General features: G+C 29.6%; 16 protein-coding genes and 1 CRISPR repeat array. Of the genes, 15 read left to right on the forward strand and 1 reads right to left on the reverse strand.

The window, feature by feature from the left end:
* The first annotated feature begins 227 nt into the window (after positions 1-227).
* Positions 228-697: direct repeats of the CRISPR family, unit length 36 nt; unit sequence GATCGATAACTACCCCGAAGAATAGGGGACGAGAAC.
* 73 nt (positions 698-770) lie between these two features.
* The 11 genes from cas1 (at position 771) to SAMSHR1132_RS00330 (ending at position 13,005) form a co-directional block, all read left to right on the forward strand.
* A complete protein-coding gene (gene cas1 / locus SAMSHR1132_RS00270) occupies positions 771-1,676 on the forward strand; it encodes a type II CRISPR-associated endonuclease Cas1 (protein WP_000655858.1) in 906 nt (301 codons plus the stop codon).
* A complete protein-coding gene (cas2, locus tag SAMSHR1132_RS00275) occupies positions 1,676-1,981 on the forward strand; it encodes a CRISPR-associated endonuclease Cas2 (RefSeq protein ID WP_000281075.1) in 306 nt (101 codons plus the stop codon). Before cas1 ends, cas2 begins: the two co-directional genes overlap by 1 nt.
* A gap of 13 nt (positions 1,982-1,994) precedes the next feature.
* Positions 1,995-4,268, forward strand: coding sequence for a type III-A CRISPR-associated protein Cas10/Csm1 (gene cas10 / locus SAMSHR1132_RS00280; protein WP_000359018.1), 2,274 nt, complete (start codon positions 1,995-1,997; stop codon positions 4,266-4,268).
* Between the two features lie 2 nt (positions 4,269-4,270).
* Positions 4,271-4,696 carry a type III-A CRISPR-associated protein Csm2 gene (csm2, locus tag SAMSHR1132_RS00285; protein ID WP_000599363.1) on the forward strand — a complete coding sequence of 142 codons (426 nt, stop codon included), beginning with the start codon at positions 4,271-4,273 and terminating at the stop codon, positions 4,694-4,696.
* A 1-nt stretch (position 4,697) separates the two neighbouring features.
* Entirely contained in the window at positions 4,698-5,342 is a 645-nt protein-coding gene (gene csm3 / locus SAMSHR1132_RS00290; RefSeq protein ID WP_000286996.1) for a type III-A CRISPR-associated RAMP protein Csm3, read from the forward strand.
* A 10-nt stretch (positions 5,343-5,352) separates the two neighbouring features.
* Positions 5,353-6,261 carry a type III-A CRISPR-associated RAMP protein Csm4 gene (gene csm4 / locus SAMSHR1132_RS00295; RefSeq protein ID WP_000208938.1) on the forward strand — a complete coding sequence of 303 codons (909 nt, stop codon included), beginning with the start codon at positions 5,353-5,355 and terminating at the stop codon, positions 6,259-6,261.
* A 2-nt stretch (positions 6,262-6,263) separates the two neighbouring features.
* Positions 6,264-7,286 (forward strand): type III-A CRISPR-associated RAMP protein Csm5, encoded by a 1,023-nt coding sequence (gene csm5, locus SAMSHR1132_RS00300; protein ID WP_000153150.1) that lies wholly within the window; start codon positions 6,264-6,266, stop codon positions 7,284-7,286.
* Entirely contained in the window at positions 7,286-8,554 is a 1,269-nt protein-coding gene (gene csm6 / locus SAMSHR1132_RS00305; protein WP_000865882.1) for a type III-A CRISPR-associated CARF protein Csm6, read from the forward strand. Before csm5 ends, csm6 begins: the two co-directional genes overlap by 1 nt.
* Positions 8,551-9,285: a CRISPR-associated endoribonuclease Cas6 gene (cas6, locus tag SAMSHR1132_RS00310; protein ID WP_000608706.1), complete on the forward strand. Its 735-nt coding sequence runs from the start codon at positions 8,551-8,553 to the stop codon at positions 9,283-9,285. Before csm6 ends, cas6 begins: the two co-directional genes overlap by 4 nt.
* Before the next feature lie 1,192 nt (positions 9,286-10,477).
* Entirely contained in the window at positions 10,478-12,004 is a 1,527-nt protein-coding gene (locus SAMSHR1132_RS00320) for an RNA-directed DNA polymerase (protein ID WP_000359390.1), read from the forward strand.
* Between the two features lie 719 nt (positions 12,005-12,723).
* A complete protein-coding gene (locus SAMSHR1132_RS00330) occupies positions 12,724-13,005 on the forward strand; it encodes a hypothetical protein (RefSeq protein WP_001171263.1) in 282 nt (93 codons plus the stop codon).
* Positions 13,006-13,215: 210 nt separating this feature from the next.
* On the opposite strand, the gene SAMSHR1132_RS00335 is transcribed toward SAMSHR1132_RS00330, so the two are convergent.
* Positions 13,216-14,202 (reverse strand): tRNA dihydrouridine synthase, encoded by a 987-nt coding sequence (locus SAMSHR1132_RS00335; RefSeq protein ID WP_000662038.1) that lies wholly within the window; start codon positions 14,200-14,202, stop codon positions 13,216-13,218.
* Positions 14,203-14,510: 308 nt separating this feature from the next.
* Here SAMSHR1132_RS00335 and SAMSHR1132_RS00340 point away from each other — a divergent pair, with 308 nt between their 5' ends.
* The 4 genes from SAMSHR1132_RS00340 (at position 14,511) to SAMSHR1132_RS00355 (ending at position 17,529) form a co-directional block, all read left to right on the forward strand.
* Positions 14,511-14,714, forward strand: coding sequence for a DUF6007 family protein (locus tag SAMSHR1132_RS00340; protein ID WP_000502636.1), 204 nt, complete (start codon positions 14,511-14,513; stop codon positions 14,712-14,714).
* Between the two features lie 48 nt (positions 14,715-14,762).
* Positions 14,763-15,059: a TfoX/Sxy family protein gene (locus SAMSHR1132_RS00345; RefSeq protein WP_000190004.1), complete on the forward strand. Its 297-nt coding sequence runs from the start codon at positions 14,763-14,765 to the stop codon at positions 15,057-15,059.
* A 316-nt stretch (positions 15,060-15,375) separates the two neighbouring features.
* Positions 15,376-16,941, forward strand: coding sequence for an FAD-dependent monooxygenase (locus SAMSHR1132_RS00350; protein ID WP_001064958.1), 1,566 nt, complete (start codon positions 15,376-15,378; stop codon positions 16,939-16,941).
* 162 nt (positions 16,942-17,103) lie between these two features.
* Positions 17,104-17,529: a MarR family winged helix-turn-helix transcriptional regulator gene (locus SAMSHR1132_RS00355; RefSeq protein WP_000186204.1), complete on the forward strand. Its 426-nt coding sequence runs from the start codon at positions 17,104-17,106 to the stop codon at positions 17,527-17,529.
* Positions 17,530-17,763 lie beyond the last annotated feature (234 nt).

Here is a 17,763-nt window from a genome sequence, read left to right on the forward strand (position 1 = left end):
CTCCACCATTAGATTTATAAGGAAGAGAAAGTTAAATTTATATTAAGTTTTATATATGATTAATTATTAACGTATTAAATGTAGTATACTCTTAATATAAGTAAAATCATCATAATATTTGTCAAAAAAGTGACATCTCATATAGTAGCGCGGTGTTAGTTGTCACAATTTTTGACAGCCAAAATAATACTTGAACCCTTGTGGTTATGCTATCTATTAAAGTATCTGATCGATAACTACCCCGAAGAATAGGGGACGAGAACTCTACTAAAAAGTTATATGTTTCAACAATTTCGTCAGATCGATAACTACCCCGAAGAATAGGGGACGAGAACTGGTTTAAGTTTGTCATTATAATCAATCCTTTTTCTTGATCGATAACTACCCCGAAGAATAGGGGACGAGAACTGATTAAAACGGTTTGCTTTATTTGCATTTAAAATAGGATCGATAACTACCCCGAAGAATAGGGGACGAGAACGTTTTTCATAGTTAATCAATCCCTTTTCTTTTTTGATCGATAACTACCCCGAAGAATAGGGGACGAGAACTTAAATCTTTGATTGCTCTTAGCTCTAGTTATGTATGATCGATAACTACCCCGAAGAATAGGGGACGAGAACCACGCTGTAGTGAAGTATAGAAACGGCATGAGTACAATGATCGATAACTACCCCGAAGAATAGGGGACAGAGTGTAAATTTAATTACACTCTAAAATTCGTGAATTTTTAATGGAATACGCATGGATTAATTTTTAGGGGATGGAAAATGAAAGATGTTATTTATGTAGAAAACCATTACTTTGTTACCGTGAAAGAAAATAGTATTAAATTTAGAAATGTAATAGATAAAAGTGAGAAATTTTATTTGTTTGAAGAAATAGAAGCGATTATTTTTGATCATTATAAAAGCTATTTTTCTCATAAGTTAGTAATTAAATGTATTGAAAATGATATCGCTATTATTTTTTGTGATAAAAAGCACTCTCCATTAACGCAACTTATTTCTTCTTACGGTATGACTCATCGTCTTCAAAGGATTCAAAGTCAGTTTCAATTATCTGGGAGAACTAGAGATAGAATTTGGAAAAAGATTGTTGTAAATAAAATTATTAATCAATCAAAATGTTTAGAAAACAATTTACATAATGAGAATGTGAAGTTATTAGTAAACTTAGCAAAAGATGTTAGTTCTGGAGATAAAAGTAATAAAGAAGCACAGGCTGCAAGAATTTATTTTAAAGATTTATATGGTAAACAATTTAAACGTGGGCGGTATAATGATATTATTAATTCAGGGTTAAATTATGGGTATTCTATACTTAGATCTTTTATTAAAAAAGAACTAGCTTTACATGGATTCGAAATGAGTTTAGGTATTAAACATCACTCAAAGGAAAATCCTTTTAATTTAGCTGACGATATTATTGAAGTTTTTCGTCCTTTCATTGATAATATAGTGTATGATATAGTTTTTAAAAACAATATAAATACTTTTGATATAAATGAAAAGAAACTATTATTAAATGTTTTATATGAAAAGTGTATTATAGATAAAAAAGTAGTGAGATTACTTGATAGTATCAAAATAGTCGTACAGTCGTTAATTAAATGTTACGACGAAAATACGCCTACGCCTTTATCTCTACCTAAAATGATTGAGGTGGGGAACTAATGTATTTATTAGTTAGTTTTGACTTACCTAGAGATACTAAATTTGAACGTAAGATGGCAAGTGTGTATCGTACTCGATTATTAGAACTCGGTTTTAGTATGAAACAGTTTAGTTTATACGAAAGGTATGTCAGCGATGTTCAGAAAAAAGATAAGATTTTAGAAATTCTACAACAAGAAATTCCTGATACTGGAAGTATTACTCTATATGTCTTACCTGATGAGGTAAATAATAGTCAGATTACCATATTAGGAAAAGAGGTTAAGGTTGTTGTGAGAAAAGAACCTAAGCTAATTTTTCTATAAAATGGAGGTTACAATGGATAAAAAAACGACATTAATGTATGGTTCTTTACTACATGATATAGGTAAAATTATCTATCGGAGTAACGGTCATGCATTTGCAAGAGGAACGCATTCAAAGTTAGGACACAAATTTTTGTCTCAATTTTCAGAATTTAAAGACAATGAACTAATCGATAGCGTTGCTTATCATCATTATAAAGAACTTGCAAAAGCTAATTTAGCTAATGATAATACAGCTTATATTACCTATATTGCCGATAATATTGCGAGTGGTATTGATAGACGAGATATTATAGAAGAGGGCGATGAAGAATACGAAAAACAACCATTTAATTTTGATAAGTATACACCCCTATATAGTGTGTTTAATATTGTGAATTCTGAAAAATTGAAACAAACAAGTGGGAAGTTTAAATTTTCTAATGAAAGTAATATTGAGTATCCTAAAACTGAGAATATTCAATATTCAAGTGGAAATTATACAGCACTAATGAAAGATATGAGTTATGATTTAGAGCACAAATTAAGTATTAAAGAAGATACATTTCCTTCATTATTACAATGGACAGAAAGTCTATGGCAATATGTGCCAAGTTCAACAAATAAAAATCAATTAATTGATATTTCTCTTTATGATCATAGTCGTATTACATGTGCTATTGCCAGTTGTATATTTGATTATTTAAATGAAAATAATATACATAATTACAAAGATGAATTATTTACAAAGTATGAAAATACCAAAGCATTTTATCAAAAAGAAGCTTTTTTACTACTTAGTATGGATATGAGTGGTATTCAAGATTTTATTTACAACATAAGCGGTTCTAAAACATTAAAAAGTTTAAGATCTCGTAGTTTTTACTTAGAACTCATGCTTGAGGTAATTGTTGATCAATTACTAGAAAAATTAGAATTAACACGAGCAAATCTTTTATACACTGGTGGCGGTCATGCATATTTATTAGTCTCTAATACAGATAAAGTGAAAGAAAAAATAAATCAATTTAATACTGAGTTAAAAAATTGGTTTATGTTAGAATTCACAACCGATCTCTCATTATCAATTGCTTTTGAAAAATGTAGTGGCAGTGATTTAATGAATACCAATGGTAATTATAGAACTATTTGGCGTAATGTCAGCAGTAAACTTTCTGATATTAAAGCACATAAGTATTCTGCAGAAGATATATTAAAATTAAATCATTTTCATTCATATGGAGATCGAGAATGTAAAGAATGTTTAAGAAGTGACATAGATATTAATGATGATGGATTATGCAGTATATGTGAAGGAATCATTAATATATCAAATGACTTAAGAGATAAATCATTCTTTGTACTATCAGAAACTGGAAAATTAAAAATGCCATTCGATAAATTTATATCGGTTATCGATTATGAAGAAGCAGAAATATTAGCACAAAATAATAATCAGATTCGTATTTACAGTAAAAATAAACCTTATATTGGTGTAGGAATATCAACGAATTTATGGATGTGTGATTACGACTATGCTAGTCAAAATCAAGATATGAGAGAAAAAAGTATTGGAAGTTATGTAGAAAGAGAAGAAGGTATTAAGCGTTTAGGCGTTGTACGTGCTGACATAGATAATCTTGGCGCTACATTTATATCAGGGATTCCAGAAAAATATAATTCAATTTCAAGAACAGCTACGTTGTCTCGTCAATTATCATTATTTTTTAAATATGAATTAAATCATTTGTTAGAAAATTATCAAATTACAACTATATATTCAGGTGGCGACGATTTATTTTTAATTGGCGCATGGGATGACATTATAGAAGCAAGCGTTTATATAAATGACAAGTTTAAAAAGTTTACGCTTGGTAAATTAACAATGTCTGCTGGTGTTGGAATGTTCAGTGGCAAGTATCCAGTTTCTAAAATGGCTTTTGAGACAGGACTACTTGAAGAAGCAGCTAAAACTGATGAAAAAAATCAGATAGCACTTTGGGTGCAAGAAAAAGTATATAACTGGGATGAGTTTAAAAAGTATATTTTAGAAGAAAAGCTTCTCGTTTTACAACAGGGATTTTTGCAAACAGATGAACACGGAAAAGCATTTATATATAAAATGCTAGCTTTATTAAGAAATAATGAAGTAATTAATATAGCTCGATTAGCCTATTTATTAGCAAGAAGCAAAATGTCAGAGGAATTTACATCTAAAATTTTTAATTGGGCTCAAAATGACAAAGATAAAGATCAATTAATTACAGCTTTAGAATATTATGTTTATCAAATAAGGGAGGCTGATTAAGTATGATATTAGCTAAAACAAAAAGTGGTAAAACGATAGATTTAACTTTTGCACATGAGATTGTAAAAAATAATGTGAAAAATGTTAAAGATCGAAGAGGCAGAGAAAAACAAGTTTTATTTAACGGGCTTACAACAAGCAAGTTAAGAAATTTAATGGAGCAGGTGAATCGACTTTATACTATTGCCTTTAATTCAAATGAAGATCAATTAAATGAAGAATTTATCGATGAATTAGAATACTTAAAAATTAAATTTTATTACGAGGCAGGTCGAGAAAAAAGCGTTGATGAATTTTTGAAAAAAACATTGATGTTTCCAATTATTGATAGAGTGATACAAAAAGAATCAAAAAAATTTTTCTTAGATTATTGTAAATATTTTGAAGCTTTAGTTGCATACGCTAAATATTATCAAAAGGAGGATTAATATGTATTCAAAAATTAAAATTTCAGGAACAATTGAAGTAGTTACTGGTTTACACATCGGTGGGGGCGGTGAATCTAGTATGATTGGAGCAATTGATTCCCCTGTAGTTAGAGATTTACAAACTAAATTACCTATCATACCTGGCAGTTCAATCAAAGGAAAAATGAGAAGTTTATTAGCAAAACATTTTGGCTTGAAAATGAAACAAGAGAATCATAATCAAGACGATGAACGTGTTTTAAGATTATTTGGTTCAAGTGAAAAAGGGAATATTCAAAGAGCTCGTCTACAAATTTCTGATGCATTCTTTTCTGAAAAAACGAAAGAGCATTTTGCGCAAAATGATATTGCTTATACAGAGACGAAATTTGAGAATGCAATTAATCGTTTAACTGCAGTTGCAAATCCAAGACAAATTGAGAGAGTAACAAGAGGATCTGAGTTTGACTTTGTACTTATTTACAATGTCGATGAAGAGTCACAAGTTGAGGATGATTTTGAAAATATTGAAAAAGCGATTCACTTATTAGAGAATGACTATCTTGGTGGCGGCGGCACCAGAGGCAACGGACGTATCCAATTTAATGATATAAATATCGAGACAGTTGTTGGAGAATACGACAGTACAAATCTTAAAATTAAGTAGGTGAAAGACATTGACAACAAAAGTATTTAAACTTTCTTTTAAGACTCCTGTTCATTTTGGAAAAAAACGTTTGTCAGATGGGGAAATGACAATAACGTCTGATACTTTGTTTAGTGCTTTATTTATTGAAACGCTTCAATTGGGTAAAGAAACTGGTTGGTTATTAAACGATTTAATCATTAGTGATACATTTCCTTATGAAAATGAACTTTATTATCTTCCTAAACCTTTAATAAAAATAGAATCTAAAGAAGAAGGCAACCATAAAGCATTTAAAAAGTTAAAATATGTTCCGGTTCATCACTATAATCAATATTTAAATGGTGAGATAAGCGCTGAAGATGCGACAGATTTAAATGATATTTTTAATATTGGGTATTTTTCTCTACAAACAAAGGTTTCATTATCAGCACAAGAAATTGATTCAAGTGCTGACAGTGAACCTTATTCAGTGGGTACATTTACTTTTGAACCTGAAGCTGGTTTATATTTTATTGCAAAAGGATCAGAAGAAACACTTGACCATTTAAAAGATATTATGACTTCATTACAGTACTCGGGTTTAGGCGGTAAACGTAATGCAGGCTACGGACAATTTGAATATGAAATGGTAAATAATCAACAATTGTTTAAATTATTGAATCAAAAGGGAGAATATTCTATTCTTTTATCAACGGCAATGGCTAAAGAAGAAGAGATAGAGAGTGCTTTAAAAGAAGCGAGATATATTTTAAATAAACGTTCTGGTTTTATACAATCAACGAATTATTCTGAAATTCTAGTTAAAAAAAGTGATTTCTATAGCTTTTCTTCGGGTTCAGTTTTTAAAAATATCTTTAATGGCGACATTTTTAATGTTGGACATAATGGGAAACATCCAGTCTATCGCTATGCAAAACCTTTATGGTTGGAGGTATAAGTATGACAATAAAAAATTATGAAGTTGTTATTAAAACTTTAGGTCCAGTTCATATTGGTAGTGGTCAAGTTATGAAGAAGCAAGATTACATTTATGATTTTTATAATTCTAAAGTTTATATGATTAATGGCAATAAACTAGTTAAATTTTTAAAAAGAAAAAATTTACTTGATACATATCAAAACTTTTTGAGAAACCCACCAAAAAATCCAAGAGAAAATGGACTGAAAGACTATTTAGACGCTCAAAATGTTAAGCAAAGTGAATGGAAAGCATTTGTGAGTTATTCTGAAAAGGTCAATCAAGGCAAGAAATATGGTAATATACGTCCTAAACCGCTAAATGATTTACATCTAATGATAAGAGATGGGCAAAATAAAGTGTATCTTCCAGGTAGTTCAATTAAAGGCGCTATCAAAATAGCCCTTGTATCAAAATATGATAATGAAAAAAATAAAGATATTTATAGCAAAATTAAAGTCAGCGATTCAGAGCCTATCGATGAAAGTCATTTAGCGATTTATCAAAAAATAGACATTAATAAAAGTGAAAAACCAATGCCTCTATATAGAGAGTGTGTAGATGTAGATACTGAAATAAAATTTAAGTTAACCATCGAAGATGAAATTTATTCTATTAATGAAATTGAACAAAGTATCAGAGATTTTTACAAAAACTATTATGACAAATGGTTGGTCGGTTTTAAAGAAACAAAAGGTGGAAGACGATTTGCATTAGAAGGTGGTATGCCCGATGTTCTAAACCAAAATATTTTATTCTTAGGAGCTGGCGCAGGATTTGTTAGTAAAACGACACATTATCAATTAAAAAGTCGAGAACAGGCGAAAAGAGATTCTTTTAAAGAGTTAACTAAAAAATTCCGTAGAACTTATGGAAAAATGAAAGAAATACCTTCTAACGTACCTGTTGCTTTAAAAGGGACAACTAACCAAAGTCGTCGTACTTCATACCAGCAAGGTATGTGTAAAATAAGTTTTCAAGAGTTAAATAATGAGGTGTTATAATGAAAGTACTATTTAGTCCAATAGGTAATTCAGATCCATGGAGTAATGATAGAGATGGTGCAATGCTTCATATCGTACGTCATTATCAACCTGATATAGTAGTTTTATTTTTTACTGAAAGTATCTGGGAAGGTAATAAAAATATACCTGGACGTAAAAACTTTGATTGGGAAAGTATTATTTTAAAAGTATCTCCAGGAACAAAAGTAAATATAAAAGTTGATAACATTAAATATGAAAATGATTTTGATAGCTATAAAGACTTATTTCACTTTTATATAAATGAGATAAGAACTGAATATTCCGAGGCAGAAATTTTATTAAATGTTACAAGTGGCACGCCACAAATGGAATCTACTTTATGTTTAGAATACATTTCTAACCCTAATAATATGCAATGTATACAAGTTTCAACGCCTGCGCCTACTGAAGGGCCTAGACGTTCATTTGCGAAACCTGAAACTTTGATTGAAGATTTAAATAAAGTTAATGATAATGAAAAAGTTGCTACTAATAGAAGCAAATCAATTGATATTATAAGTTTTAGAGAAGTTATGGTGCGTTCACAGATAAAAGGTTTAGTAGATAATTATGATTATGAAGGTGCGCTTAATTTAGTAAGTAATCAAAAGTCTTTTCGTAATGGAAAATTATTAAGAAAAAAATTATTAGCTTTAACAAATCAAATTAAAACACATGAAGTCTTTCCAGAAATTAATGTGAAATATAATAATGCAGCTTTAAAAAAATCATTGTTTCATTATTTACTAGTAAATATGAGATATAATCGACTTGATGTGGCTGAAACATTAATTAGAGTGAAGTCTATTGCTGAGTTTATACTTAAAACATATCTTGAAAATCATTGGACTCATTTAATGATTGAAATTGACGGTAAACCATACTTAAATGCTGAAGATAATTTATCTTTTATTTACAAATATAAATTATTATTAGAAAAAAGAAAACAGAATTTAGATACCTCAAGAATTTTAGGTCTTCCAGCATTTATAGATATGCTTAGTATTTTAGAACCTAAGTCTAAATTATTAAAAGAAGTAAAAGCAGTGAATGATATCAATGGATTAAGAAATTCTATAGCTCACAATTTAGAAGTGTTACATCTAGATGAAAATAAAAATTATAAAAAAATTATGTTATCTGTTGAAGCTATAAAAAATATGCTGAATATTTCATTTCCTGAGATAGATGAACAAGACTATAATTACTTTGAAGAAAAAAATAAGGAATTTAAAGAATTATTATGATAAACAAAATTACAGTAGAATTAAACCTACCAAATAGTATTCGTTTTCAATATTTAGGAAGTATTTTACATGGCGTGTTAATGGATTATCTTCCTAATGATATTGCTGATCAACTACATCATGAATTTGCTTATAGTCCATTGAAGCAAAGGATATATCATAAAAACAAAAAAGTAATATGGGAAATTGTTTGTATGTCAGATAGATTATTTAATGAGATAGCCAAGCTATTCACTTCTAAAAATAGGTTGTTTTTAAAATATTACCAAGTTTATATTGAGATTTATTCTTTTAATATTGAGAAGGTAAACGTTCAAAATATTATGAATCAACTCTTGCAAACAGAAGAATTGAATCGTTATGTAAGAATTAATATACAGACACCTATGTCTTTTAAATATCAGAGTAGTTACATGATTTTTCCTGAGGTTAAACGTTTCTTTAGAAGTATTATGATACAATTTGATGCTTTTTTTGAAGAATATAAAATGTACGATAAAGAAACATTAGATTTTTTAGAAAAGAATATCAATATTGTTGACTATAAATTGAAAAGCACACGGTTTAACTTAGAAAAAGTTAAAATTCCTTCATTTACAGGAGAAATAGTGTTTAAAATTAAAGGACCATTACCTTTTCTACAATTAACTCATTTTTTATTGAAGTTTGGTGAATTTTCTGGATCAGGTATGAAAACAAGCTTAGGCATGGGGAAATATAGTATAATATAACTAGAATATAGCTGAAATTTAATTGTCAAAAAATGTGACATTCTGCACTTATAGTACAAGTGATTTGTCACTATTTTTGACAGCAAATTTTATATTTGAACTATTGATTTAATAGGCTTTAAAGAGCTATCTATTCGATAACTACCCCGAAGAAGAGGGGACGAGAACTTTTACTGTGTTTTTCATAATTAATCAATCCTTTAATTCGATAACTACCCCGAAGAAGAGGGGACGAGAACTGCCCACTTAATTAATTCATCTAGTCTCATTTCTTTATTCGATAACTACCCCGAAGAAGAGGAGACGAGAACCATCAACTGACTTTTTAACTGTTTTAGTGAATTCGTCTATTCGATAACTACCCCGAAGAAAAGGGGACGAGAACTTAAAGATCTCAACAATAGCGTCCCATATTTTCTGTATTCGATAAATACCCCGGAGAACAGGGGGCGAAAACCTCATCTTGATGATCCCAATTGGCCTGGTTAAAAAGAAATCGATAACCTTTCGTAGAATAGAGAATAAGTATTAAAAATATATTTGGTTTGATAAAATATTCTGCAAAAAAGGGGACAAAAAAATCAAGATTTAAACTGTAATTCATTATCTTTGAAATTAATTGACATTCAATTTCTAAATAAGCAGAGACAAAAATAACTTTCATACAAATAATTTCTTTGTGATTAAGTTGGAATTAGAAAACTAATACTAAACGAATGGAATGTATATTATTGAGGAATTGGATGCAGTGTGGTGCAATTTCGAGAACTACTACTTAAGAAAATAAACAATAAGAATTAAATCTGAGTCAAGATATAAAAACAAATATTTTTACCATAACTATATTAGTAAATACTTTATTATTTAGTATACGGATGAAAGCGAAGTGACAGCTAGCAATGCTCCAGATATAGGTATTAGTATTATAAAAGAGCAAGATTACCATTTAGAAAATGGAACTTTTTAAAAAAATTGAAGATAAAGTAGATCATTCTGTGAGTTTTTATGTTAATAAGTCTGAACATGAGGATGTAGTATGAATACGGTTTAGTAGAAACTGACGCCGGAGCTGTAGCTAAGATTGACTATCAAAAATTAACTAAAGTATTTGTTGAAGAATAATAACTTTGAAAGTTTTTTAGCAAAATCACTGATAGGGAGAGGCGTATCATAAGTAGGGGAAAAGATATCTATGGATAAATTAAAATTAATAACTGAAATGAGCAATAAAGAAGCTAGAGCATTTTTATTAAAAAGTCAAAGTTACTGTAGTATTGATTTACCTGGATACTTTAATTTTGATTGTATATTAGAAGAAATTAATAATAAATTTGAAAAAATAAATGAGAATAATGTTAAAAATTATGTAAAGATGAACAATTTGAAAGAACAAGACGATATTAACTGTAAAATATATGCAAACAAAGATGGGAATTTTGATTGGCGTCCTTTAGAAATTATAAATCCATATTTATACATTTATTTAGTTAGATATTTGACACGAACGGATGTATGGTATCAATTAGTCAATTGCTTTAATAATAATAAAGTGGAAAGAATTACAGTGGCTAGCATACCAGTAGAGTCTCAGATTAGCACTAAAGATAAGAAAGAACAAATTTATAATTGGTGGGATGAGGTTGAGCAAGAGTCAATAGTATATGCTTTAGATTATAAAAAAATTATACATTTAGACATTAGCAATTGTTATGGATCAATTTATACACACGTTATTTCCTGGGCTATTCATGGTAAAAATCATGCGAAGAACCAAAAAAGAAACAAAAATTTGCTTGGTAATAAAATTGACTATTTAATACAATTAATGCAAAATAACCAGACTAATGGAATTCCTCAAGGAAGTATATTGATGGATTTTGTTGCCGAAATAATTTTAACTTATGCAGATAAATTACTAGAAAACAAAATAGGAGATTATGATATTGATTATAAAATAATTAGATATAGAGATGATTATAGGATATTTGCTAATGATAGCGAAACTATTAATATAGTTACAAAGGCTTTAAACGTTGTTTTAATGACATTAAATTTTAAATTGAATTCTAAGAAAACAGTATACTCAGAAGATATTATTATTTCTTCAATAAAAGAAGATAAAATTTCTTATCAGGATATCATTTCGTCTATCTATACAAAGATTAGTCCAAATGAATTGGTATTTCATTTGAATTTGCCAAAACATTTATTAAAGATACTAATGTTTAGCAAAAGATACCCTAATTCTGGAAGTGTCATGAAAATGTTAAATGAATTCCATGTATATAGATTAGATGATATTAAATTAAATGAACATACTTACAATATACAATGTATAAGTATATTGACGGAAATAATGATGACCAATCTTAAGACCACTCCATTATGTATAGCAATAATAAGTTCGTTTATCAATTCATTTGATATATGTGAAAAACAAAAAATCATAGAAAAAATTATTAAAAAGGTATCTAGTACCCCTAATGTGGATTTAGTCAATATATGGTTACAAAGATTGACAATTAAAGAACTTAACTCTTTGAAATATGACACTAATTTATGTGAATTTGTATGTGGCAACAGAGAGAAAATATTCAATATTTCTTGGATTAAAGGAATTAAAAATCAAGTTGAATTAAAAAATATAATTGATACAGATTATATTGAGAATATGGAAAATATAATAAGCCCCGAAGAGACATCATTGTTTTTATACTAAATGTTAAGAATGTTTTTATTACTTATTTGAAATATATTTTAGCATAAAAGAATTTAGTATAGATATTCAAAGTCAAAAGTTCAATTAATAATATGCAGAAAGGATTATGATATGTCTACTTATAATTACGAAGAAGTTGTAAAAAAATTAGAGTGTGTGGACGAGTATATATTACAAGATAAAATTAAAAGGTTCAGAAATTTAGATATTAGAAATATGAATAACAATGATTTAAACAAAGAGATTTTTAAAACATTATGTGATGGAAAAAAGGTTTTAGTTATATAGTTAATCTAAAGCATTACCCTGCGGGTACAAACTTTTTTAGAGTAAGGGAACTTAATGTTGATAAAGTTGATAAAATAGATCAAATTATGCAAAATCCTCAAGACTTTTGGAATCCTCCAGAAAAGTTAGTAAAAAAGCCTGGGCGATTAAACAAAATTGGGGAATCATTATTATATGTATCTCCGATAGACCCTTATGTTTGTATTAATGAATTAAAAATTAAACCTGGACAATTTTTTTATTGATAAAATATACTGCGGTAGAGGATATAAACGTTAATATAATTGGAGGAGAATATAATTATGAAAAATTAAATATAAAAAGTAGAAAAGCAATATTTATACATGAAATGATTAATAATTTTCTGAAGGAAGAATATAGTAGGGAAGTAGGTGAAGGTACTGAACACTTATACAAAACTTCAGAACTTATTGCAAAAAAATTTCTTTGATTTACCTCCTGAAGTAATTCAAGATGCTTGGGCATATATTTCAACATTTGATAAAAAGTCATATAATGTATGTTTTCGATCTGAAATTGCGAAAAAGAAAATGAATTTGGTTGGAGGTATAATAGCAAAATTAGATGATAAGAATAAAATTAATTGCCTACTTTTTACTCCTGGTTATGATGAGAAATATAATGAGACTATTTTTTATGAGTTAGGTAGTGATTACCAAAAAGAGTTATTCCCTGAAATTAAGAAATATTGAATAATGTATTTTCCAGATAATAGAATTATATAAAGTAGCGATGATAATTTATATCTTTAGTGTTTTTATGCAGAACAGCTTTATACCAATGAAAATATATTCAAAATTACACTATTGAATATATTTCTTTAAATTTATTATGGTTTTAAATATTTCACACAAACAAAAAAGGAGGAAACTAAAATTCCTCCTTAACCTTTATTACTCATACTATAATTCAATTTTAACGTCTTCGTCCATTTGGGCTTCAAATTCATCTAGAAGTGCTCGTGCTTCTGCAATTGATTGTGTGTTCATCAATTGATGGCGAAGTTCGCTAGCGCCTCTTATGCCACGCACATAGATTTTAAAGAATCTACGCAAGCTCTTGAATTGTCTTATTTCATCTTTTTCATATTTGTTAAACAATGATAAATGTAATCTCAACAGGTCTAATAGTTCTTTGCTTGTGTGTTCGCGTGGTTCTTTTTCAAATGCGAATGGATTATGGAAAATGCCTCTACCAATCATGACGCCATCAATGCCATATTTTTCTGCAAGTTCAAGTCCTGTTTTTCTATCGGGAATATCACCGTTAATTGTTAACAATGTATTTGGTGCAATTTCGTCACGTAAATTTTTAATAGCTTCGATTAATTCCCAGTGTGCATCTACTTTACTCATTTCTTTACGTGTACGAAGATGAATAGATAAATTTGCAATGTCTTGTTCTAACACGTGCTTCAACCAATCTTTCCATTCATCGATTTCATAGTAGCCAAGGCGTGTTTTAACACTTACCGGAAGCCCACCTGCTTTAGTTGCTTGAATAATTTCGGCAGCGACGTCAGGTCTTAAGATTAATCCGGAACCTTTACCTTTTTTAGCAACATTTGCTACAGGACATCCCATATTTAAATCAATACCTTTGAAACCCATTTTAGCTAATTGAATACTCGTTTCACGGAACTGTTCTGGCTTATCTCCCCATATATGAGCTACCATCGGCTGTTCATCTTCACTAAAAGTTAAGCGTCCGCGCACACTATGTATGCCTTCAGGATGGCAAAAGCTCTCAGTATTTGTAAATTCAGTGAAAAACACATCCGGTCTAGCTGCTTCACTTACAACATGTCGAAAGACGATATCTGTAACGTCTTCCATTGGCGCCAAAATAAAAAATGGACGTGGTAATTCACTCCAAAAATTTTCTTTCATAATATATTTATACCCTCTTTATAATTAGTATCTCGATTTTTTATGCATGATGATATTACCACAAAAGACGAACTTATACAAAAGGAATTTCAATAGATAAAACCATTTGAAAGGGAAGTCTAAGAGTAGTCTAAAATGAATATTGTGGTAAGTTGATCAATATACAAATCAAGGATTATCACGTTAAATTGTTCATTATTAATGATACACTACTTATTAATATGATTCAGAATTTTCTTTGGCTACTTTTACAGTAAAGTGATTTTTACGTTACCTTTTAACAAAGACAAATTTAGAAAGGTGATATTATGGGAGATTTAAAGCAATCTTTAAAAGGTTTAGGTTGGTGGGATTTGTTTTTTGCAGTACCTATGTTTCTGTTATTCGCGTACTTACCAAACTATAATTTTATAACTATATTTCTTAACATTGTTATCATTATTTTCTTTTCCATAGGCCTGATTTTAACTACGCATATAATGATAGATAAAATTAAGAACAACTCGAAATAATTTATGAATACGAATGTGATTAAACATAAAACTGAAGGGGCGATTACAATGGCGACAGAGCAAGATATAAATGATTTGTTTTTAAATCTAGTGAATTCAAGTGACGTTAAAACTAGAAAGATGATGGGAGAATATATTATTTACTATGATGGTGTTGTTATAGGTGGTTTGTATGATAATAGATTGCTGGTCAAAGCGACTAAAAGTGCACGTCATCAATTGCAAGATAATACATTAGTTTCGCCATATCCAGGTGCTAAGGAAATGATATTAATTCCAGACTTTGCCGAAGCAACAAATCTCACTGATCTATTTAAAATCGTAAAAAATGATTTGAAAAAGTGAAGCGAGGGTGTACACACAATCAATTTAAAATAGTTACGCATAAAAAAGTACTTCGTTAATTAAATTTTGAGGTGCATATTTTTTGTTCTAACTTTTAAAATATAGTCCGAAAGCACTGGTTTCAGAATATATAGCATTGGAAAATTTAATTTTGTATTGTATTAAACTACGCACTCTAAGCCTTCAAACAAGCTCATATTAGTTAAAATTTTAAAGGCTTGACATTCATTCGCCAAAATAGTAAAGTACTTAACAGATAAGCAACTAACTATAGAATTAACTACTTTTAAAATTGAAATTAAAAGGAGTCTTTAAGATGAATAATAGAGATAATCATACGTCTGTACTTGTAGTAGGTGGTAGTTTAGTAGGTTTGTCTACTAGTGCATTTTTATCAAACCAAAATGTGAAAAATATTGTAATTGAACGTCATCCGGGTAGTGCGTTGCATCCTAAAGCGATGGGATTTACTCCTAGAACTATGGAAATATTCGATAAAATTGATATCGCAAAATTGATTCCACAGTCACCATCTAATTTCCGATTAAGAAGAGCTAGAATTGAAAGTTTAGACGGTGAATGGTTTGAGGAAACAGAATGGACACCTGGTGATGTTGATGAAAGTAAAGTTAGTTACTCACCATTTAATGGTGCCGCAATTGCGCAGGATAAATTAGAACCTATCATTATGAATCGTGCTATAGAACTTGGCTCAGACATTAGAATGAACACAGAGCTAGTCTCATTTAGTCAAGATAAATATGGTGTTACTGCAACTGTTAGAAACCGTGAAAATAATGAAGAATACGAAATTACAGCCGACTATCTTGTAGCAGCAGATGGTAATCGTAGTCCAATTCGTGAAAAATTAGGAATTGAACGTGAAGGTGTTGGGGATTTAAGAATTATGCGTAGTGTTCTATTTAAAGCGCCATTAGATGCATATTTAGAATCAGGTGTACGTCAATTTGATATAGATCAAGAAGATTTAAAAGCCTTTTTAACAAGTTATGGTGACAGTCGTTGGGTATTAATGTTTAAAGACGATATTGAGCGAACTGAAAAAGAGATGCATAAAGATATAATTAAAGCTATTGGTCGTAACGATTTAGATATCGAAATTATTACAAGTGGTCGTTGGGAATTAGCTGCTTTAATAGCTAAAACATTTTCAGTAGGTAGAATCTTTTTAGCAGGAGACTCAGCACATACATTGCCACCAACACGAGGAGGTTTCGGTGCAAATACTGGAATCCAAGATGCATATAATTTAGCTTGGAAACTAGCTGCAGTTATATCTAAAAAAGCAACACCAGATTTGTTAGATACGTATGATAAAGAACGTCGACCTGTGGCTAATATGCGACATGATCAAACGTTTGCTCGTCCTGATTACAAATCATATACACAAAATAATTACGACATTGCTGTAATTGACGATGATGCGATAGAGTTTGGTGAATTATATCGCTCTGATGCAATTATTGGAGCAGACGACTCATTGCCATCAGCTTTACGTCTTGATCAATGGAAAGGTCAACCTGGAACACGAGTACCGTATTTAAGTTTTAATAATCAAAAAAAAGAAAGTTCAACACTTGATATCGTTGGTGACAATTGGATTATATTAACAGCAGATAAAGTATGGAAAGGTATTGCCCAGGAAATGGTTGGTCAATTTGAAGCAACGATTGATATTTTCCAAGTAACAAATAAAAATGTAGGTAAGCAAACATTTTGTGATGCATTTGGTATAAGCGAAGAAGGTGCAGTAGTTGTTAGACCAGATGGTGTAATAGCTTGGCGCTCTGAAAATAGACCTGAAGATACAAGAGGTATTTTGAAATCAGCATTAGACAACTTGTTATTTAAAGATAAATAACTACCGAAGTTTTATTTTAAAGAGTAATGTAACAGTGATGCTTGAAAATTACAGTTGATACATTCATATTTAAGTTATACTAAATCAAGCTTCCTTAAATACTTTTGCAAAGGTACTAAGGGAGTTTGTATTATTAATTACGTATTGAAAGGGTCTTAAACTATGACAAATTATGCTGTTCAAACGATACGAGAAATTCAAGAAATTGCTTTAAAAAGTAAAATTGATGCAAATGAAGCGATTCAAGATTTGGGATTATCTGCGCAACAAGGTCGCATTATTAAATATATTTATACACATCAAGATCAGTCTGTGAGTCAAAAAGATTTAGCCGATTACTTTAACGTTTCGACAGCAAGTATTGGTGGCTCTCTAAAAGTGTTAGAAAAACACAATTACATTAAACGTACGAGAAAGCATGAAAATGCGAGACAATACGATATTATTGTCTTGCCATTAGGAGAAAGTATTATTGATGATTTTGACAAAAAAATAAAAGAAAACAATGAAAAATATAAGAGCTTTTTATCAGAAGAAGAGTTTAAGACTTTACATGAGTTACTAGTTAAGATAAAAACACAATTTTAGTACGTGAAAACTATAAATTGGTTTGAGTTATTCAATATATAATCTGCTATATGAGTGCATTATGTAAATGATAAGTGCACCTTATAGCAGCATGGATATCGTTAAGTTTATCTATGTAACTTACAGCTTTGATACTACAGAAGTTCGATCATTTCTTCAATCGTCTCATAATCATTAAATGCCACTAAGCACGACCCGATTGTTTCACACTTTTTTCAAATCTTTAAATAGCAT

Source organism: Staphylococcus argenteus, from assembly GCF_000236925.1.
Classification (GTDB): Bacteria; Bacillota; Bacilli; order Staphylococcales; family Staphylococcaceae; genus Staphylococcus; species Staphylococcus argenteus.

Excerpts from the sequence above, each read along its gene's own strand:
- csm6 (WP_000865882.1), top strand. The coding sequence starts at position 7,286 with ATGAAAGTACTATTTAGTCCAATAGGTAATTCAGATCCATGGAGTAAT.
- cas6 (WP_000608706.1), top strand. The coding sequence starts at position 8,551 with ATGATAAACAAAATTACAGTAGAATTAAACCTACCAAATAGTATTCGT.
- csm3 (WP_000286996.1), top strand. The coding sequence starts at position 4,698 with ATGTATTCAAAAATTAAAATTTCAGGAACAATTGAAGTAGTTACTGGT.
- cas10 (WP_000359018.1), top strand. The coding sequence starts at position 1,995 with ATGGATAAAAAAACGACATTAATGTATGGTTCTTTACTACATGATATA.
- csm2 (WP_000599363.1), top strand. The coding sequence starts at position 4,271 with ATGATATTAGCTAAAACAAAAAGTGGTAAAACGATAGATTTAACTTTT.
- SAMSHR1132_RS00350 (WP_001064958.1), top strand. The coding sequence starts at position 15,376 with ATGAATAATAGAGATAATCATACGTCTGTACTTGTAGTAGGTGGTAGT.
- csm5 (WP_000153150.1), top strand. The coding sequence starts at position 6,264 with ATGACAATAAAAAATTATGAAGTTGTTATTAAAACTTTAGGTCCAGTT.
- SAMSHR1132_RS00320 (WP_000359390.1), top strand. The coding sequence starts at position 10,478 with ATGGATAAATTAAAATTAATAACTGAAATGAGCAATAAAGAAGCTAGA.
- SAMSHR1132_RS00345 (WP_000190004.1), top strand. The coding sequence starts at position 14,763 with ATGGCGACAGAGCAAGATATAAATGATTTGTTTTTAAATCTAGTGAAT.
- cas2 (WP_000281075.1), top strand. The coding sequence starts at position 1,676 with ATGTATTTATTAGTTAGTTTTGACTTACCTAGAGATACTAAATTTGAA.
- SAMSHR1132_RS00335 (WP_000662038.1), bottom strand. The coding sequence starts at position 14,202 with ATGAAAGAAAATTTTTGGAGTGAATTACCACGTCCATTTTTTATTTTG.
- SAMSHR1132_RS00355 (WP_000186204.1), top strand. The coding sequence starts at position 17,104 with ATGACAAATTATGCTGTTCAAACGATACGAGAAATTCAAGAAATTGCT.
- cas1 (WP_000655858.1), top strand. The coding sequence starts at position 771 with ATGAAAGATGTTATTTATGTAGAAAACCATTACTTTGTTACCGTGAAA.
- SAMSHR1132_RS00340 (WP_000502636.1), top strand. The coding sequence starts at position 14,511 with ATGGGAGATTTAAAGCAATCTTTAAAAGGTTTAGGTTGGTGGGATTTG.